The organism is Nocardia brasiliensis IFM 10847, assembly GCF_000710915.1.
Taxonomy (GTDB): Bacteria; Actinomycetota; Actinomycetes; order Mycobacteriales; family Mycobacteriaceae; genus Nocardia; species Nocardia brasiliensis_A.
Genome location: NZ_BAUA01000034.1, coordinates 39,265 through 53,838 on the forward strand (window position 1 = coordinate 39,265; position 14,574 = coordinate 53,838).

The window sequence follows — 14,574 nt, forward strand, 5'->3', positions numbered from 1 at the left end:
ATAGGGCCGCGCCAGGAATTGTCCCGGCGCGGCGTCGAAGGTGGGTCAGGAGCGGTAGCGGAGGATGGGTTGGCCGGTGCCGGTGGTGATCAGTTGCGGCAGGCTGGTGGTGATATAGAAGGTCCAGCCGCGGGAGCAGGATTCGAAGCATTCGGATTCGGCGGTCAGACCCTCGTGGGTGAAGTTCAGCGTGGTGCCGTCGGGGGTGGGGACGAGGTCGAAGACGACGTGGGTGTCGGTCCACTCGTGCTGGTCGTCGACGAAGGTGAGGCACGAATCCACGACGTGCCAGACCATCCGCCGGCCGGGCACGACCTCGGTGATCCGGAATCGGCTGAAGCGGATGCCCTTCTTCTCCTTGACGGTTTCGCCCGCGTACGCGAAGTCGTCGTTGAAGATGAACTCGTCGTGCAGTGCGGCGGTGTCGCCGATGATGTTCGCGTTCCACCAGCCGCGCACGTCGGTGACGGCGGCGAAGACCTCGTCCGGCGTCCGGTCGACGGACATGGTGGCGGTCATGTGCTCGGTGTTCGACATTGTCTTACCTCTCTTGTCGGGTGGTTTCGCCCCACCGACGAAGGAGGTCGCGCCGGATCGACATCGGCGCGGAAAAAGCTCCGACAATTTTTGCGGCAGTCTCAGAGCGTGCGCAGTCGGTCGGTCAGGTAGCGGCGTTCCGCGCTGGTCGGAGCAAGTTCCAGGGCCGCCTGGTAAGCGGTGGCGGCCTCCGCGGCGCGACCGTCCCGGCGCAGCAGATCGGCTCTGGCCGCGGGCAGCAGGTAGTAGCCGTCCAGCCGGCCGGACGCGTCGATCTCGTCGATGAGGGCGAGCCCGGCCGAGATGCCGTCCGCCATCGCCACCGCCACCGCGCGATTGAGTTCGACCACCGGTGACGGCGCCAGCCGGGCCAGCTCGCCGTAGAGCGCCGCGATCTGCGGCCAATCGGTGGCCGCCGCGTCGGGTGCGGTCGCGTGGCAGGCGGCGATCGCGGCCTGCACCTGATACGGGCCCGGTCGCCTGGCGGCCAAGGCTTCGTCGAGCGTCCGCACGCCCTCGGCGATCAGCGCGTGATCCCACCCGGACCGGTCCTGGTGTTCGAGCGTGACCAGTGTGCCGCCGTCGGTGCGCTGCGCGCGTCGCGCCTCGAGCAGCAGCATCAGGGCGAGCAGGCCGCGCGCCTCCGGTTCGGTGGGCAGCAACCGGACCAGGACCCGGGTGAGATAGATGCCCTCCGCGGTCAGTCCGCGGTGCCCGTCCGCGTCGTCGTAGCCCTCGTTGAAGATCAGATAGAGCACCGCGAGTACGGCGGTGAGTCGTTGCGGGAGCAGTTCCGCGGGCGGAACCCGGTACGGGATACCGGCTTCGACGATCTTGCGTTTGGCCCGTACCAGGCGCTGCGCCATCGTGGACTCGGCGGTGAGAAAGGCTTTCGCGATCTGCGCGGTGGTCAGGCCGGTCAGCGTGCGCAGGGTGAGGGCGACCCTGGCCGGAAACGGCAGTGCCGGATGACAGCAGGTGAAGATCAAGCGCAACCGCTCGTCGGGCACCGCTTCCGGGTGCGGCTCGAGCGGATCCCTGGCCAGCACCGCGAGTTCGCGCACCTTGGTGGCCGTCGCGGTGTTGCGCCGGAGCCGGTCCGTCGCCCGATTGCGCGCCGTCGTGGTGAGCCAGGCCCCCGGGCGGGTCGGGATCCCGTCCCGCGACCAGGTGGTCAGCGCCGCGGCGAACGCGTCCTGCGCGCAGTCCTCCGCGAGATCCCAATCCCCGGTCCAGCCGATGAGCGTGGCCACCACCTGGCCCCACTCGTCGCGGTACGCCGCGGCGACCGCAGCCCGAACTTCTTGTGGCGCAGTCATTCCCACACGGGACGGACCTCGATGCAACCCCGGCTCGCGTACGGGTGCAGCGCCGCGAGTTCGATCGCCTCGTCCAGATCCGCGCATTCGATGATGTCGATGCCGCCGATGAAATCCTTCGTTTCGGCGAACGGGCCGTCGGACACCAGCGTTTCGCCTTCGCGCACCCGCACGGTCGTCGCAGTCGCCGCCGGTCGCAGCCGTGCGCCGCCCAGGCTACGACCGCGCCGCGCGACCTCGGCCGAGAAGGCTTGATGCGCCGGATCTGCCGCGATCTCCGCCATGCTCGGCGCGGAGCTCTCGTCGTCGCAGATCAGCAACACATATTTCATGCCCTCAATATGCCCGACCCACCCGGTTCCAGCGCCGGAAGACGCGGATCAGTCCTCGAGGGTGATCGACAGGTGCGGCTTGGCGGTGTCGCCCGGGGCGGCGACCCGATCCCAGACCGCGTCGATCAGCGGAGCCAGCAACAGCTCGCCGAGCTGGCGCACGAGGATCGCGATCACCTGCGTGGATTCGCGCCGCCGGGTGGAGGCGAGCCCGGCCTCGCGCAGCGAAACCACTTCGGAGCGAACGAGTTCCACCAGCCGCTCCAGGAATTGCGACTGCGCCGGCTCGGGTTCGAGGAGGGCACGGCGCAGGTAGTTCACCACGGCGGGGTTCTCCCGCAGCATCTCTCGCACCGCCTCGTCGCGCGCGGCGGCGACCTCGGCGGGCGTGCCGCTGCCCGGAATCGAATGCACGGCCTGATAGAAGTACTCGCCGACCAGCTGGTCCACCGCGTCGCGCAGCCCCGCCTTGGTCTTGAAATGGTGCTGGACCAGGCCGAGGGTGACCCCGGCCGCCGCGGCGATGGCACGCAGCGAGACCCGGGATTCGCCGTACTGGGCGAACAGATCCATGGCCGCGTTGCGGATGCGCGCCTTGGCGGTCAGGTCATCGTTGGTTGCCCGTGGGTTCAGCATCAGCTCTCGGTTCGTCGACTGTCCGCAGATCTTACGTCGGGTAATGGTCCCCGCCGTCTGCTCCGCTACGCGGCGGCGAGTGTCGTGTGAAGTCGGTCACTGACATAGATATGCGTACAACCGACACGGTTACGATACATGTGTATCGTGCCGAGAAACGGCTGTCGCGATGACGCAACTCCCTCGATCGGAAAGTAGAGAGAACAACGATGTCCGTACTCTTCCCCGACTATCGCCCCACCTGGGAAACCGATCAGCATCGTGAACTGCGCAAGCACGCCGCCGAGTTCTTCCGCAAAGAGATCGTGCCGAACCGCGAGCGCTGGACCGAGCAGCACATGGTCGACCGCGAGTTCTGGAACCAGGCCGGTGCGGCCGGCCTGCTCGGCCTGGACCTACCGGAGGAATTCGGCGGGGCGGGCGGCGATTTCGGCTTGCAGGCCGTGGTGCAGGAAGAGTTGGTCTACGCGCACGACAACGGCTTCGGCTTCTCGGTGCACTCGCCGATCGTGTCGCACTACATCTACACCTACGGCAATGAGGATCAGCGCCGGCGGTGGCTGCCCGGCATCATCAGCGGCGAATTGGTGCTGGCGATCGCCATGACCGAGCCCGGTACCGGATCGGACCTGCAATCGGTGCGCACCACCGCGATTCGCGAGGGCGATCACTACATCGTCAACGGTTCGAAGACGTTCATCTCCAACGGCACCCACTGCGACCTGCTGGTGATCATCGCCAAGACCGATCCGTCGCAGGGCGCGGCCGGAGTCTCGCTCATCGTCGCCGAAACCAAGGATCTGCCCGGCTTCGAGCGCGGCCGCGTGCTGGCGAAGATGGGGCAGCACGCCCAGGACACGCGTGAGCTGTTCTTCTCCGACATGCGGGTGCCGGTCGCGAATCTCCTTGGCGCGCAGGAGGGCCTGGGCTTCTACCAGTTGATGGAGCAGCTCGCCCGGGAGCGGCTGATCATCGCCAGTCTGTGCTCCGCGCTGGCCGAGGCCGCGGTGCTCGAGGCGTTGCGCTACTCGAAGGAGCGCGAGGCGTTCGGGCGGCCCATCGGCAAGTTCCAGCACAACGCGTTCACCCTCGCCGAGTGCAAGACCGAGGCACTGGCCATCAAAACCCTTGTCGACCACGCGATTCAGCAGTACATCGATGGGAAGAACGATCCGGCCACCGCGTCCATGGCCAAGCTGTTCGCGGCCGAAACCTGCGACAAGGTGGTGGACCGCTGCCTGCAGCTGTTCGGCGGTTACGGCTACATGATGGAGTACCCGATCGCCGCCATGTACACGGGTTCTCGGGTGAACCGCATCTACGGCGGCACCAGCGAAATCATGAAGGAAATCATCTCGCGGTCGCTGTGACGCGCAAGCCGGCTACCCGGCCGCCCCCTGCAGGTCGCCGACGAGCTGTCCTTCGGCACCATCCGCAAAATCATGGACGAATCCATCGCCGCCGCCGAAGCCGAAGGTCGCACCTTGGCCGAGTCCATCCCGGCCGACCGCGAGGTCATCGTGACCCTGATGGACCGCTTCGACCGCAACGGAAAGCTGTCCGGCGCAGGCTTCTACGACTACACCGAGGGCAAACGCGCCGGCCTCTGGCCCGACCTGCGCGCCGAATTCAAAACCACCCGCGATCTTTCCGTCCCTTTCATCGACCTGCAAGACCGCCTGATGTTCATCCAAGCCCTGGAAACCCAGAAATGCTTCGACGAGGGCGTCATCTCCGCCGACCTTGACGCCAACATCGGCTCCATCCTCGGCATCGGCTTCCCCGCCTGGACTGGCGGTGTACGCCAGTTCATCCAGGGGTACCCAGGCGGGCGGTCTCAATTCCTCTCTCGCACAGAGGCCTTGGCTGAACGCTACGGCCCGCGGTTTCGTGCGCCCGAAAGCCTGCGGGTCGAATAGAGGTCACGCGCCCAGCGCACTCACCCACGACGGAAAACGGTGCTGCGGTGCCACGCAAAGTACGGTTCCGAACCGGCCTTATGCGCACCGCACACCAAACCCGCCAGCGCTGCAAGGCGGTCACGAACAGCGGGTGTCGTTGCCGCGTCAGTGATGAGCAGTTGGCCGCTGTCCTCGACAGAGACCCATCCGTCGACTGCTGCCATACCGCGGACTGTAGCCCGCCGCACCGACACCGCCAGGATCGTCGGCGACGCCACCGACTGGATGTACCTGGTCACGTCCCGACGGGACATCATCTCCAAATCTTGGGGTCGTGGATTCGGTGCGCGCCTCTGGCATGGTGGTCGGCATGCGAAATGTATGGAGATCATTTGCAGCCTCTGCCGCGGCGTTGGTTGTGGTCGGGGCGGTGGCGGGCAACGCGAGTGCCGAGGGCATGTTCATCGGCGAGTACGCGACTCAAGCGGAGTGCGTGCGGGAGGGGGACAAGTGGCAAGCGTGGTACGGCAGCTCCGACACCCGGCCCGACTGCGTTTACGGTCAGCAGGGCAGCGGCTGGCAACTGTGGATCCGCTCGATCTGACCGGTGGGACTCGTCCGCGAATGACCGCGCGGGCTACATGATTTGGTCGGTCTACCGGCGACGGTAACCGCGGGGGTTTGGGGGAACCATCATGCGAAAGGAGTGCATGGCGTGTCGGCGATGCTGGCACGCCATGTCCGCTATTCGGTGAGGCAAGCTTTTCGCTGTGCCCTCGACAGGGCCTGGCGAACATGAGAACGGGGACGACCTGCGGTCTCCGGGTGGACGGCTGGTGATCGAAGCGAGCTACCAGCTGTGACTGTTTGTGCTTCTTGTTCTGCTGGTCCGGCGGTACGACCTGACCGCTGACGCACCCGGCATCGCGCACGCCCGCCCCCAGGCCCAGACTTACGACGGCTCGCGCACAAGTTCACCGCGGCGTGGTGCACGCCGCTGGTCACCGACCCCTCACTTGGGGTATCTGCGCCCACACCCCTGTTAGCAATGCATTCTGGGTCATGCGGTGTCACTGAGGTGCTTCGTAGGCTCCGAATCGTTCCTATTCGGCTTCAGGAGAAGAGAACTCAATGCGCAAGTCTCGTTTGTCAGTATGTGGCTCAATACTCGGTGCGTTGTTCAGTGCTACCGTTCTGATGGGCGGTGGCGCTGCGGGCGCGGACCCGATTCCGCTCGAAACGCCCGCGGCGGCGCCGGAAGCCGACGTCATCGTCGGTGGCCCCTGCCTTCCGACCGGTGAATCGGTACTGCCCTGCCTGATCAACAGCCTGTCGTCGGGAGTTGTACGACCCTGAACCCCGCGGACCGAAACGCCCACCGTCGCGCGACGGGCCACCCGGGGTGGAGTCGATGTAGCGCAGATGCGTGAGCTTGTGCCACACGACGCCTGGCCGGCAACTGCTGACCAGGCGTCATGTGGCCCGCGAATCCCTTGGGGCTGAGCAGATTTCCCGGCCGAGAGGACCCTATTCGCGGGTGACATCGATGGAGAGGAATTCGAGACCTTCCAGCAGGCTCACTACCGGCAGTTGCGGATATCCAAACTGAGTTCGCTATACGCCGACGAGCTGGCTCGGCTGGAGTCGATCGGTCCACCGCCGCCGATGGCGGCCGGCGGTGCCATCGGCCACATCCTCTATTACGACTACCACCGGCCGACCCGCGACGAAGTCGAGGTGAACCCGCGAAGCGGGCTTCGACGCGAACGTTCCGACCTCTGCCAGGATCTGCGACGCGCTGCGGCGTGGCAGGGCAACTACCCCGTCGACCGCGAGATCACAGAAGCGATGCTGGCCGTTGCCCTCGATAGATCCCCACCTGGGCGAGGCCGCGTTCCCCTGTTCGCTGTGCCCTCGGCAGGATTCGAACCTGCGACACCCGCTTTAGGAGAGCGGACCGTGCCGGTTTTGCCTGATACGGGCGGAGTTGGCATTGTTGGTCCCGATGGCGTGAACTGGGAAATTGCCGTTTGAGGCGTTGGTGCGTGACGGCGTCTATGGGTGCTGCTGCGTACGATCTGCGTACCGAAGCTGCGGGGTTGATGCTCCGCAGTTTTCGCATGTCCGGACCACTGTTGCCTCTTGTCATTTCGCGGATAGGTTGTCTATCCGCCACCTAGAAACCCCGCTTCCTCATACTGGCCATCCTGTGCTGAGGGAGGGATAGTCAAGAGTGCCGTAGGCATCGCGCAGCGACGCGAAGCGCTCTTTACTCTCCCGGTGCGAAGTCAGATCATGGGGCCATGAGGAGGCGGGCACCCAGCCCAGCCACGGCGATCGGTAGACGAGACGTATCCGCATGAGCTGGACCGATGGTGTTACCGCGGCTTGGCCGATTGAGGCTCATCAGGGTCAATGAATTTCGGTCCTGCGGGTCGTCGCCGACGCGCCGACTGCGCCGGGGCGGCGGAGGGACGGAGCGTAGGCCCGTTGCGCGTCGTGAGCGCGGCGGCGGCGGCCCGTAGGGCCGCCGCTCTTGATCCTATATAGCTAAATTCGGCAACGTGTCGCGGGCAGTACTGCGGTCAGGTGCGCAGAACAGCGAGCGTTTTGTCGTCGTGTCGCTTGGGGCGCGGTAGTTGCTGCCCGTTCGGATCGTCGGTGGCTTCCCATGTGTGGCAGCGGCCAAGAAGTTCCGACAGCTCATCGGAGGAAAGTTGCGCGATGCCTGACCAGTGGATGCCTAGAAGTGTAAGCGGGTCGCTCGCGCCATCCGTGGCAAGTACTGCCCAAGCTACGGACTCCGCAGGAAAACGTTGGTAGATGGCATGTCCTGCTGCGGATGGATCGGCTTCGGCTATCCAGTAGCCGTTCGAGGAGTTGCGGCGGATGCGTTGACGTTGCTGAAGGGCGCTTAGTAGTTCGCGGTGTATGTCGTCGTAACCGCTGCCGGAAGCGAGTCGGTGACGGTACTGCTCGGCCTGGGGAAGCTCAAGTTGATCGAGACGATGGTCGGTGATCAGTTGTTGCGATCCGTCGTAATGTCCGACGACTACGGTTGAATCGCCAAGTACGAGCACCTCGACCGTGTTGGCTCTGAGCCGAACAAGTGCGACGGTGCTCGATGGACCGAGGCCAGGACGTAGCTGAAGATCACGCGATGTCGCTGTGATCGCGTCGGCGAGGATCACTCGAAGATCATCCGATCTTGCGAACCTTCGCTGTAGCTCGTGGCCGAGACTGTCAACGTAGTCGTTCGCGGAGGGCGAGCTGGGGTCGAATGACGTTGCGCCGTCAAGAACGATGACGCCGTAGGACGTCTTGATCACGCGATCTTGATCGGACGTGCCCGGGAGTTGCGCGGCGTTGATGATCATGGGTTGCTCAACGGAGGTACGGGCCGACCAGCAATCTGCTGCTTGTGATCGCAAAGTCAGCAGAGAAGTCAGCTTCTACGACACCGCAAACAAAAGGCTTTGCAGGGTCGAATATTTCGGGCAGATGATGATCGAGCCAATGGGCTACACCGAGTGATCCGACGCTGGTGATTCCCGCGATATGCACGACTACGCGCTGATCAGCTACTCGGCGCGAGAAGTAGCCAAGGTCGGTTTTGTTCGCGCTGTCCTGCCGGTACGGAGACTGATGTCGAAGTCCGGTGTTGGAATCCGTGATCCACCAACCATCGTCGTCACGTTCGAAACCCAAAACGGGGTCCTCGGCCAGAAGGTGGCGAGCTACTGGTGCGGACTTGGGTCCACATATGACGACCGTGTCGCCAGGCGGAGGCTCATCGGTATCCGGATCGATGGCGAAACGGGCCGAGGCGAGCAGTAGCCGTTCCAGAGTGGTTTCGACCAACTCCTGGGTGGCCTGATCAGATGCATCGAAGAACGGACGCTCTCGGCCTTCCTCAAGACCGAATCGTCTTGGAATGCCCACACTTACGGGTCCGACTCCGAAGAAGGCTCGTTCCGGCCGTGGCCCGCTAGAACGTATCTGGCTGACCCTGCCCTGAGTCAGGCCGAACCGCTCAGCGATCTCCTTGTAGCTCAGACCTAGATCAAGATGCGCCTCTTTGATGGCCGCTTTCCGGAGGCGAGCAAGCTCGGTAGCGCGCTGCTGGTAGAGGGTGATCAGCTCAGTCGCACGCTGACCACGACGAAGCGGGTCCGGGTCGTTCCGAACCTGTTCGAAGTCATCAGCTGTAGCCACGTGTACGAGTGTAGATGGCCGACTTTAGGGGTATTGATTCTGCCCCCATCAGGGAGTACTCTCGACTTTATACCCCTAAAGACACTCAGATGATCGCACGAACATCGACTTTAGGGGCCTAAAGATCAGGAGGTGAGCAATGCCGTCGAGCAATGTGTGGCTTCGAGCGGATGCCAGTGAGTTCTTCGAGAAGGGCACGTACTTGCTGGGTACCGCCCGGCCAGTGACGGAGTTCCAGCGAGACCGGAATACCCCGGCGATTCAGAAGGTGGACCTCGACTACGAAGGCAAAGGGACGGGCAAGCGGTTGTGGAAGGCCACGATCATCGACCCGTCGAGCGAGGACAACGCCAAGCACGCCAGCTATGAGGTGATCTTCGCTGCGGACGTGTGCCCGGTTCCTCCTGCTGCGGCCATTGTGCCGGGCATGACTCCAGTGGAGCTGGAAGGACTGATGGTCAAGCCGAAGCTGATCGGTTCGGGTGAGTTCAAGTCGATCGGCTGGTCGATTCGGGCGACCGGGTTCAAGGGCGACAACTCGGGAACTGTTGTGCCTGGCGATCATTCGGCGTCGGCACAGCGTGACCGGAAGGCGGCTGCGTGATGACCTCGTTCGTGATGGTCCCGCCGAGCGTGGGTGGTGAGCTGCACGGCCTGAAGTACGAGCCCATTCGTGCTGGTCGACTCGGTGGCGGGCTTCCTCCGCAGGTGGTGTTCTTCCTCGGCTCGGTCGGGTCGTGCTCGATATCACTGACGCGCATGACCTGGCCGAGGCGCTGCCGACCGTGCTGGCTCAGCATGACTACGCCGAGTTCCTCACTGACGAGTCGAGGGCGGTGGCGTGATGTTCAGCCGACTCAAGCCGGACCGTGATGGCAAGCCGGACAGGCGGATTCGTTCGTGGCCGGTGTTGTTGCTGGCGCTTCCGGCGTTCGTGGCGATCTGGTCCGGCTGGGTCGGCCTGGGCACGATGACCGGTTTCGGTGAGGTGCAACCCCTTCCGGGTATCGCCGACGGCTTCACGATCAATACCGCGATCACGTTGCCGATCGGGATGGAGACCTACGCCTCCTACGCGCTGCACGTGTGGCTCAACGGTCGCATCCGCACCCCCGGAACACGCGCCTACGCCAAGTGGAGTGCCCTGGGTGCTTTGATCCTCGGTGGCGTCGGCCAAGTCGCCTATCACCTGATGCAGGCCGCGCACTGGGCTACCGCTCCGTGGCCGGTGGTCGTGCTGGTGGCGTGCGTTCCGCCTGCGGTCCTCGGGATGGGCGCGACCTTGGCCCACATGATCAGCCGAGACAACGACATCGCTGAAACTGTTGCACCCGAACCGGTCTCGATTCCGGACGCGGTTGCGGTTCCGGCGACGGTTCCAGCTCCGGTGCCTCGTGCACGGCGGACGACTCGTCGCGATCCGGCGAAAGTGGCTCGCGCGGTTGCCATGCGGGCCGAAGGTGCCACCTACACCGAAATCGGTGCAGCGCTGGGTATCTCACCCGCTACGGCCGCGAAGTACGCGCCGAAACCTGTTGTGGAGCAGACCGGGCGACCGCGTCCGTCGGCGTCCACACCTTCCCGACCTGTTCCATCTGAGCGACCGGTGCAGCCGATGTTGCCGCTCGCGATTCCCGCCCTGGGGGGCACCCGATGATCACCTTCGACCTTTCGTCCAATCCACCGTTCCTGGCCACTGTCCTCGGGGTGACTGCGGTCTCGGTCATGGCCACTGCGGTGCTCTTGACCGCCGACCGCACACCAACCCCGGTGTCGTATCAGGCCAGCACTCGTCCCGATGGGTGCGTGATGTTCTGCGAGGACGTGCCGAAGCCCTCGTTCAACGATGCCAACTGCGGTGAGCCGCCGCCGGGGATCAACTTCCGGTTGTGGAAGTGCGATCCGATCCGCACTCCGCAGCCCAAGGCCAAGGCCAAGCCCACGTCGGCGGGTGCCTGCATCATGTTCTGCGACGAGCCTCGGCGGGGTGATCGGTGATGACTGCTCCGATCGCTGGTGGCCTGCGGAACGTGAAATACGTTGCGGCATCACCATTCCAGTCGGTAGAGACCGACGCGCGTGTGTCGTTCCTGGTGGGCGGTGTAGAGATTCAGCTGAGCCTGGTCGACGTGCGCATCCTCACCCACGTGTTGCCGAACGTGCTCGCCGAGCATTCGGTAGCGCTGTCGTTCGCGCCGCTGCGGGGGGTGCTGTGATGTCGATCCTTCCCACGATCATCTCGACGGGTACCACGATCGCAATCGCTACCTTCGTCGGTTCCTGCGTCCGGATCCGCAAACCCGCCGTGCCGACGCTGGCGCGGATCATCGATGACGCACCTGCGCAGTTGCGTCCGGCGGTGGCGGTGCTGGCTGATCCGCTGCAAACCAACCTGATGCTGCACGCGCTCAAGCTCGGGTCCCCGGAGACCGGGTTTCCGCCGATGGAGCGCTACGACTACACCATGTACGGCATCGACGTGGACTTCCTGATGCTGGCTGGCCAATCCCGCAAACGCTGGTCCAACGAGGAAACCCGCGATGCGTTCGCTCAAGTGCTCGCGGTGCCGAAGGTGACAGTGGCGTCACCTGCCCCGGGGGTGGTCCGTCTTCAGCTGCGCGTGTTCGACACACTCGCGGCCCCGGCAGCGTTGCCGGGTTGGGTCTCCAACGATGTAGACCTGAAGGCGGTCCCCGTGGGTGTCACCGAGTACGGCGAGACAGCGCAGATTCCGGTGCTCTACACGCACGGAATGGCCGCTGGTGCAACAGATTCGGGTAAGGGCTCGATCATCTGGTCCATGATCGCTGGCCTGGCTCCCGCGATCCGCGCCGGGTTGGTCGACGTGTGGGGTATCGATCCCAAGGGCGGTGTCGAGTTCAGCCCCGGCAAGGAGTTGTTCGTCCGCTTCGCCTACCAGAGCGCCGAAGACATCCTGGCGTTGCTGGAGGAAGCCGTCGCGGTCATGCGAGAACGCCAGGCCAAGCTGATGGCGGCCAAGCTGCGCAAACTCACCCCGACCACCGATGAGCCGCTGATCGTGATCCTGATCGATGAGTTCGCGGCGCTGTCGGCCTACGCCGATGCCAAGACCCTGGCCCGCTTGGACGAGCTGCTGGGGCTGCTGCTGACCCAAGCCCGGGCCGCTGCGATCTCGGTCTTCGGGTTCATCCAAGACCCGTCGAAGGAGAACATGCCCCAACGGCAACTGTTCCCGCTGCGTATCGGGTTGCGGCTGACCGAACCGACTCAGGTCGCCATGGTCTTCGGCAACGGTGCCCGTGACCGTGGCGCGGAATGCGATCAGATCCCTACCAGCACACCAGGTGTCGGCTACATCGAACAAGACGGCTCCACCGAGCTGACCCGCGCTCGGTTCTACTGGGTCACCGATGCCGACATCACACGCCTGGTCGAAGAATTCGCGCTACGGCACGAAACCACTGGTGCCCCAGCCGATTCCGATGATGGGTTCGATCCGTCGACGTTCGATCCCGATGACCTCGGCGACGGTGAAGGGTCGGTGGCGGCATGAAGCGTGGATTCGTGACCGAGAACCACACGGTCATCTACTGCGATCTGTGCGGGGACGTCTACGACGAAGACGGTTCGGAGTCAATCTGTTTCGACACCGTGCAGCAGGCCGTGTCGTACCTGGAGTCGCGCCCTACCGGTGTCAGTTGGGTCTACGACGGAGACCGGATCTGGTGCGACGGCTGCATAGCCGCCGACCACTGCGACCGCAACGGCCACCAGTTCCCCGCCATCGCCAAGGCCAAGAAACGGCTGCGTGGCACCTCGACCCGTGCACGGCTCTGCCGGGTGTGCGGCATCGCGGACGGCGAGGTACAGCCATGACGGCCCTGCCTGATCCGGAACCGATGTTCTTCCACGTCGTCACCGCGCGACGAGTGCTGCCAGGTGATGTCCTCTACGAGATCAACGACCGGCCGTTGCGTGGTGGCCCGATGACGATCGCCCGCGTCCGGCACACGCCGGCCGAATCCGGGACCCGCACCCGCGAAGGCTGGGAACTGGTGCCGACGTGTTCACGGTTCTCCCGCTTCGTCCACGCCGATACCCGGCTCAAGGTCGGCCGGTACGGCTCGGCTCGGCGGATCAATCCGATTGTCGCTGCCGCAGCGAAGCCACGGCGAACACCCAAGCGGCCCAAGCGTGTTGACGCTGATCAGTTGTCCTTGTTCGAGACACCCTGGGGGAAGTCATGACCACACTCACCACACGTCCACAAGGGTGGTTGCTGGGCTGGTGGCGTTACGGACGCTGCTGGGCACGCGGACTCACCGCCTGCCACCTGACCATCCACACTGCCGACACGGTCACTGTTCCCGAGCGCTTGCGCATCGACATCGGCTCCGACATCGATAGCGTGCTGGCGCGGATGCTGCCTGGTCAGTGCCCCGCCGACTGGCACGGTCGCACTATCGATCTCGCCGCCGCGTTCGGTGCTGATCACTGCCGCGCTGAACTCGTCGGCCCGGCCACGGTGGAACTGCTGTTCTTCCACGCTGATTCGCTCCTGGACGGACCAATCCTATGGTGACCGATACTGCTTCCGCCCCGGCCGCTGGCGTTGCCCCGAATCGCCAGACGGCCGCTGAACGTCGGGCGATGCCGGACGTGCGTGATATCGCTGAGGCTGCCGCCGAACAGCACGACGTGTGCGCCCGAGTGGTGCCGATGCGCGCCTACGACACCCGCACTGGGCGGGTCTCCTACGTCGGTGCCCCGTGCAAGGCCACCGTGGCTTCGACGTGCCCGGCGTGTGCCAAGGCCAACAAGTACGTGCGGATGACCCAGTTGCGAGAGGGCTGGTGTGCCGAGCACGAACCTGTGCGTCCGGAGCCGGTGGTCACCGAAGCTCAGGCGCAAGTGCTAGCCGCGCGTGCTGATCAGTTCGGCCGGTATCAGGATGCTCGCCGCGACGGTGATCACGAGTTGGCTGAGGCGATCAAGGCGTTGGTGGCTGATCTGGATACCGAGCTTCGTGAACTCGGTGTGCGTGGCCGCCTGCCCGCCCTGGAGGACAAGCCACGTCGCAAGGCCAAGTCCACCCGGCGCCGCGACGACGTACCGGATTTGCCCCGTAAGAAGGTTGCCCGCACCACGATCGGGACTGCCTACGTGGAGGGCAAGTATCGGCCTTCGACCTTTCACACCTTGACCATGCCTGGCTACGGCCGGATCAACCGTGTGCGTGATGCCGAGACCGGCGAGATGGTCTCCGACGGTTCTCCGGTCGATCCGAATTCCTATGACTACGTGGGTGCGGCCCGCGACATCATGCACTTCAAGGCGTTGTTCGACCGCTGGATTCAGAACCTTCGCCGTGCTGTCGGTTGGAACGTGCAGTACTTCGCCACGGTCGAACCTCAGAAGCGCGGTGCCCCGCACCTGCATCTGGCTATCCGTGGCTCGATCCCGACCAAACTGCTCTACCAGGTCACCGCGGCGACCTACCGCAACATCTGGTGGCCGCACTTCGACCGCGAGGTCTATACCGGCGACGACATGCCGGTCTGGGACCCCATGGCTGCCACGTTCGTGGACCCGAAGACCAGGCGGGCACTGACCTACTGGGATGACGCGTTGGCGGTCATGGATCAGGTGGAC

The 14,574-nt window shown here is 64.6% G+C and carries 17 protein-coding genes, 1 tRNA gene and 1 pseudogene; 12 read left to right on the forward strand and 7 right to left on the reverse strand.

Annotation, left to right across the window (positions count from 1 at the left end; translation table 11 throughout):
* Window positions 1-45 precede the first annotated feature (45 nt).
* The 4 genes from NBRGI_RS06585 to NBRGI_RS06600 all read right to left on the reverse strand — a co-directional run bounded on the left by NBRGI_RS06585 (window position 46) and on the right by NBRGI_RS06600 (window position 2,824).
* Window positions 46-537 (reverse strand): SRPBCC family protein, encoded by a 492-nt coding sequence (locus tag NBRGI_RS06585; protein ID WP_029893531.1) that lies wholly within the window; start codon window positions 535-537, stop codon window positions 46-48.
* Window positions 538-638: 101 nt separating this feature from the next.
* Window positions 639-1,856, reverse strand: coding sequence for an RNA polymerase sigma factor (locus tag NBRGI_RS06590; protein WP_029893533.1), 1,218 nt, complete (start codon window positions 1,854-1,856; stop codon window positions 639-641).
* Complete coding sequence (locus NBRGI_RS06595; RefSeq protein WP_029893535.1) at window positions 1,853-2,188, reverse strand: YciI family protein; 336 nt, start codon at window positions 2,186-2,188, stop codon at window positions 1,853-1,855. The genes NBRGI_RS06590 and NBRGI_RS06595 overlap by 4 nt, the downstream gene beginning before the upstream one ends.
* A gap of 48 nt (window positions 2,189-2,236) precedes the next feature.
* Window positions 2,237-2,824, reverse strand: a complete 588-nt coding sequence (locus tag NBRGI_RS06600; RefSeq protein ID WP_029893537.1) for a TetR/AcrR family transcriptional regulator — start codon at window positions 2,822-2,824, stop codon at window positions 2,237-2,239.
* A 209-nt stretch (window positions 2,825-3,033) separates the two neighbouring features.
* Here NBRGI_RS06600 and NBRGI_RS06605 point away from each other — a divergent pair, with 209 nt between their 5' ends.
* The 3 genes and pseudogenes from NBRGI_RS06605 (at window position 3,034) to NBRGI_RS06620 (ending at window position 5,329) form a co-directional block, all read left to right on the forward strand.
* Window positions 3,034-4,194, forward strand: coding sequence for an acyl-CoA dehydrogenase family protein (locus NBRGI_RS06605; RefSeq protein ID WP_029893539.1), 1,161 nt, complete (start codon window positions 3,034-3,036; stop codon window positions 4,192-4,194).
* Between the two features lie 4 nt (window positions 4,195-4,198).
* Window positions 4,199-4,743 (forward strand): annotated as a pseudogene (locus NBRGI_RS06610) (3-hydroxyacyl-CoA dehydrogenase); the annotation flags it as partial.
* 352 nt (window positions 4,744-5,095) lie between these two features.
* Entirely contained in the window at window positions 5,096-5,329 is a 234-nt protein-coding gene (locus NBRGI_RS06620) for a hypothetical protein (protein WP_148310714.1), read from the forward strand.
* A 1,305-nt stretch (window positions 5,330-6,634) separates the two neighbouring features.
* Here NBRGI_RS06620 and NBRGI_RS06630 read toward each other — a convergent pair.
* The 3 genes from NBRGI_RS06630 to NBRGI_RS46200 all read right to left on the reverse strand — a co-directional run bounded on the left by NBRGI_RS06630 (window position 6,635) and on the right by NBRGI_RS46200 (window position 8,940).
* Window positions 6,635-6,708: transfer RNA gene (locus tag NBRGI_RS06630), tRNA-Ser, on the reverse strand.
* A gap of 602 nt (window positions 6,709-7,310) precedes the next feature.
* Window positions 7,311-8,102 (reverse strand): protein phosphatase 2C domain-containing protein, encoded by a 792-nt coding sequence (locus tag NBRGI_RS46195; protein ID WP_081877945.1) that lies wholly within the window; start codon window positions 8,100-8,102, stop codon window positions 7,311-7,313.
* A gap of 7 nt (window positions 8,103-8,109) precedes the next feature.
* The gene (locus tag NBRGI_RS46200; RefSeq protein ID WP_162836655.1) at window positions 8,110-8,940 is read right to left on the reverse strand and encodes a sigma-70 family RNA polymerase sigma factor; all 831 of its coding nucleotides are present in this window, start codon (window positions 8,938-8,940) and stop codon (window positions 8,110-8,112) included.
* A 139-nt stretch (window positions 8,941-9,079) separates the two neighbouring features.
* Here NBRGI_RS46200 and NBRGI_RS06650 point away from each other — a divergent pair, with 139 nt between their 5' ends.
* The 9 genes from NBRGI_RS06650 to NBRGI_RS06695 form a co-directional block, all read left to right on the forward strand.
* A complete protein-coding gene (locus NBRGI_RS06650) occupies window positions 9,080-9,544 on the forward strand; it encodes a hypothetical protein (RefSeq protein ID WP_051727539.1) in 465 nt (154 codons plus the stop codon).
* Between the two features lie 240 nt (window positions 9,545-9,784).
* Entirely contained in the window at window positions 9,785-10,597 is an 813-nt protein-coding gene (locus NBRGI_RS48645; protein WP_200882135.1) for a hypothetical protein, read from the forward strand.
* Window positions 10,594-10,938: a hypothetical protein gene (locus NBRGI_RS48015; RefSeq protein ID WP_029893556.1), complete on the forward strand. Its 345-nt coding sequence runs from the start codon at window positions 10,594-10,596 to the stop codon at window positions 10,936-10,938. Before NBRGI_RS48645 ends, NBRGI_RS48015 begins: the two co-directional genes overlap by 4 nt.
* A complete protein-coding gene (locus NBRGI_RS48020; RefSeq protein WP_029893560.1) occupies window positions 10,938-11,156 on the forward strand; it encodes a hypothetical protein in 219 nt (72 codons plus the stop codon). The genes NBRGI_RS48015 and NBRGI_RS48020 overlap by 1 nt, the downstream gene beginning before the upstream one ends.
* Complete coding sequence (locus NBRGI_RS44990; RefSeq protein WP_158439793.1) at window positions 11,156-12,475, forward strand: FtsK/SpoIIIE domain-containing protein; 1,320 nt, start codon at window positions 11,156-11,158, stop codon at window positions 12,473-12,475. The genes NBRGI_RS48020 and NBRGI_RS44990 overlap by 1 nt, the downstream gene beginning before the upstream one ends.
* Window positions 12,472-12,798 carry a hypothetical protein gene (locus tag NBRGI_RS06680; protein WP_029893564.1) on the forward strand — a complete coding sequence of 109 codons (327 nt, stop codon included), beginning with the start codon at window positions 12,472-12,474 and terminating at the stop codon, window positions 12,796-12,798. Before NBRGI_RS44990 ends, NBRGI_RS06680 begins: the two co-directional genes overlap by 4 nt.
* Window positions 12,795-13,169 (forward strand): hypothetical protein, encoded by a 375-nt coding sequence (locus NBRGI_RS06685; protein WP_029893566.1) that lies wholly within the window; start codon window positions 12,795-12,797, stop codon window positions 13,167-13,169. The genes NBRGI_RS06680 and NBRGI_RS06685 overlap by 4 nt, the downstream gene beginning before the upstream one ends.
* The gene (locus NBRGI_RS06690; RefSeq protein WP_029893568.1) at window positions 13,166-13,504 is read left to right on the forward strand and encodes a hypothetical protein; all 339 of its coding nucleotides are present in this window, start codon (window positions 13,166-13,168) and stop codon (window positions 13,502-13,504) included. Before NBRGI_RS06685 ends, NBRGI_RS06690 begins: the two co-directional genes overlap by 4 nt.
* A partial coding sequence (locus tag NBRGI_RS06695) for a replication initiator (protein WP_370627694.1) occupies window positions 13,498-14,574 on the forward strand: 1,077 nt, incomplete at its 3' end. The genes NBRGI_RS06690 and NBRGI_RS06695, both read left to right, overlap by 7 nt.

Coding starts and splice junctions, on each gene's coding strand:
- NBRGI_RS06585 (WP_029893531.1), bottom strand. CDS start 537: ATGTCGAACACCGAGCACATGACCGCCACCATGTCCGTCGACCGGACG.
- NBRGI_RS06590 (WP_029893533.1), bottom strand. CDS start 1,856: ATGACTGCGCCACAAGAAGTTCGGGCTGCGGTCGCCGCGGCGTACCGC.
- NBRGI_RS06595 (WP_029893535.1), bottom strand. CDS start 2,188: ATGAAATATGTGTTGCTGATCTGCGACGACGAGAGCTCCGCGCCGAGC.
- NBRGI_RS06600 (WP_029893537.1), bottom strand. CDS start 2,824: ATGCTGAACCCACGGGCAACCAACGATGACCTGACCGCCAAGGCGCGC.
- NBRGI_RS06605 (WP_029893539.1), top strand. CDS start 3,034: ATGTCCGTACTCTTCCCCGACTATCGCCCCACCTGGGAAACCGATCAG.
- NBRGI_RS06620 (WP_148310714.1), top strand. CDS start 5,096: ATGCGAAATGTATGGAGATCATTTGCAGCCTCTGCCGCGGCGTTGGTT.
- NBRGI_RS46195 (WP_081877945.1), bottom strand. CDS start 8,102: ATGATCATCAACGCCGCGCAACTCCCGGGCACGTCCGATCAAGATCGC.
- NBRGI_RS06650 (WP_051727539.1), top strand. CDS start 9,080: ATGCCGTCGAGCAATGTGTGGCTTCGAGCGGATGCCAGTGAGTTCTTC.
- NBRGI_RS48645 (WP_200882135.1), top strand. CDS start 9,785: ATGTTCAGCCGACTCAAGCCGGACCGTGATGGCAAGCCGGACAGGCGG.
- NBRGI_RS48015 (WP_029893556.1), top strand. CDS start 10,594: ATGATCACCTTCGACCTTTCGTCCAATCCACCGTTCCTGGCCACTGTC.
- NBRGI_RS48020 (WP_029893560.1), top strand. CDS start 10,938: ATGACTGCTCCGATCGCTGGTGGCCTGCGGAACGTGAAATACGTTGCG.
- NBRGI_RS44990 (WP_158439793.1), top strand. CDS start 11,156: ATGTCGATCCTTCCCACGATCATCTCGACGGGTACCACGATCGCAATC.
- NBRGI_RS06680 (WP_029893564.1), top strand. CDS start 12,472: ATGAAGCGTGGATTCGTGACCGAGAACCACACGGTCATCTACTGCGAT.
- NBRGI_RS06685 (WP_029893566.1), top strand. CDS start 12,795: ATGACGGCCCTGCCTGATCCGGAACCGATGTTCTTCCACGTCGTCACC.
- NBRGI_RS06690 (WP_029893568.1), top strand. CDS start 13,166: ATGACCACACTCACCACACGTCCACAAGGGTGGTTGCTGGGCTGGTGG.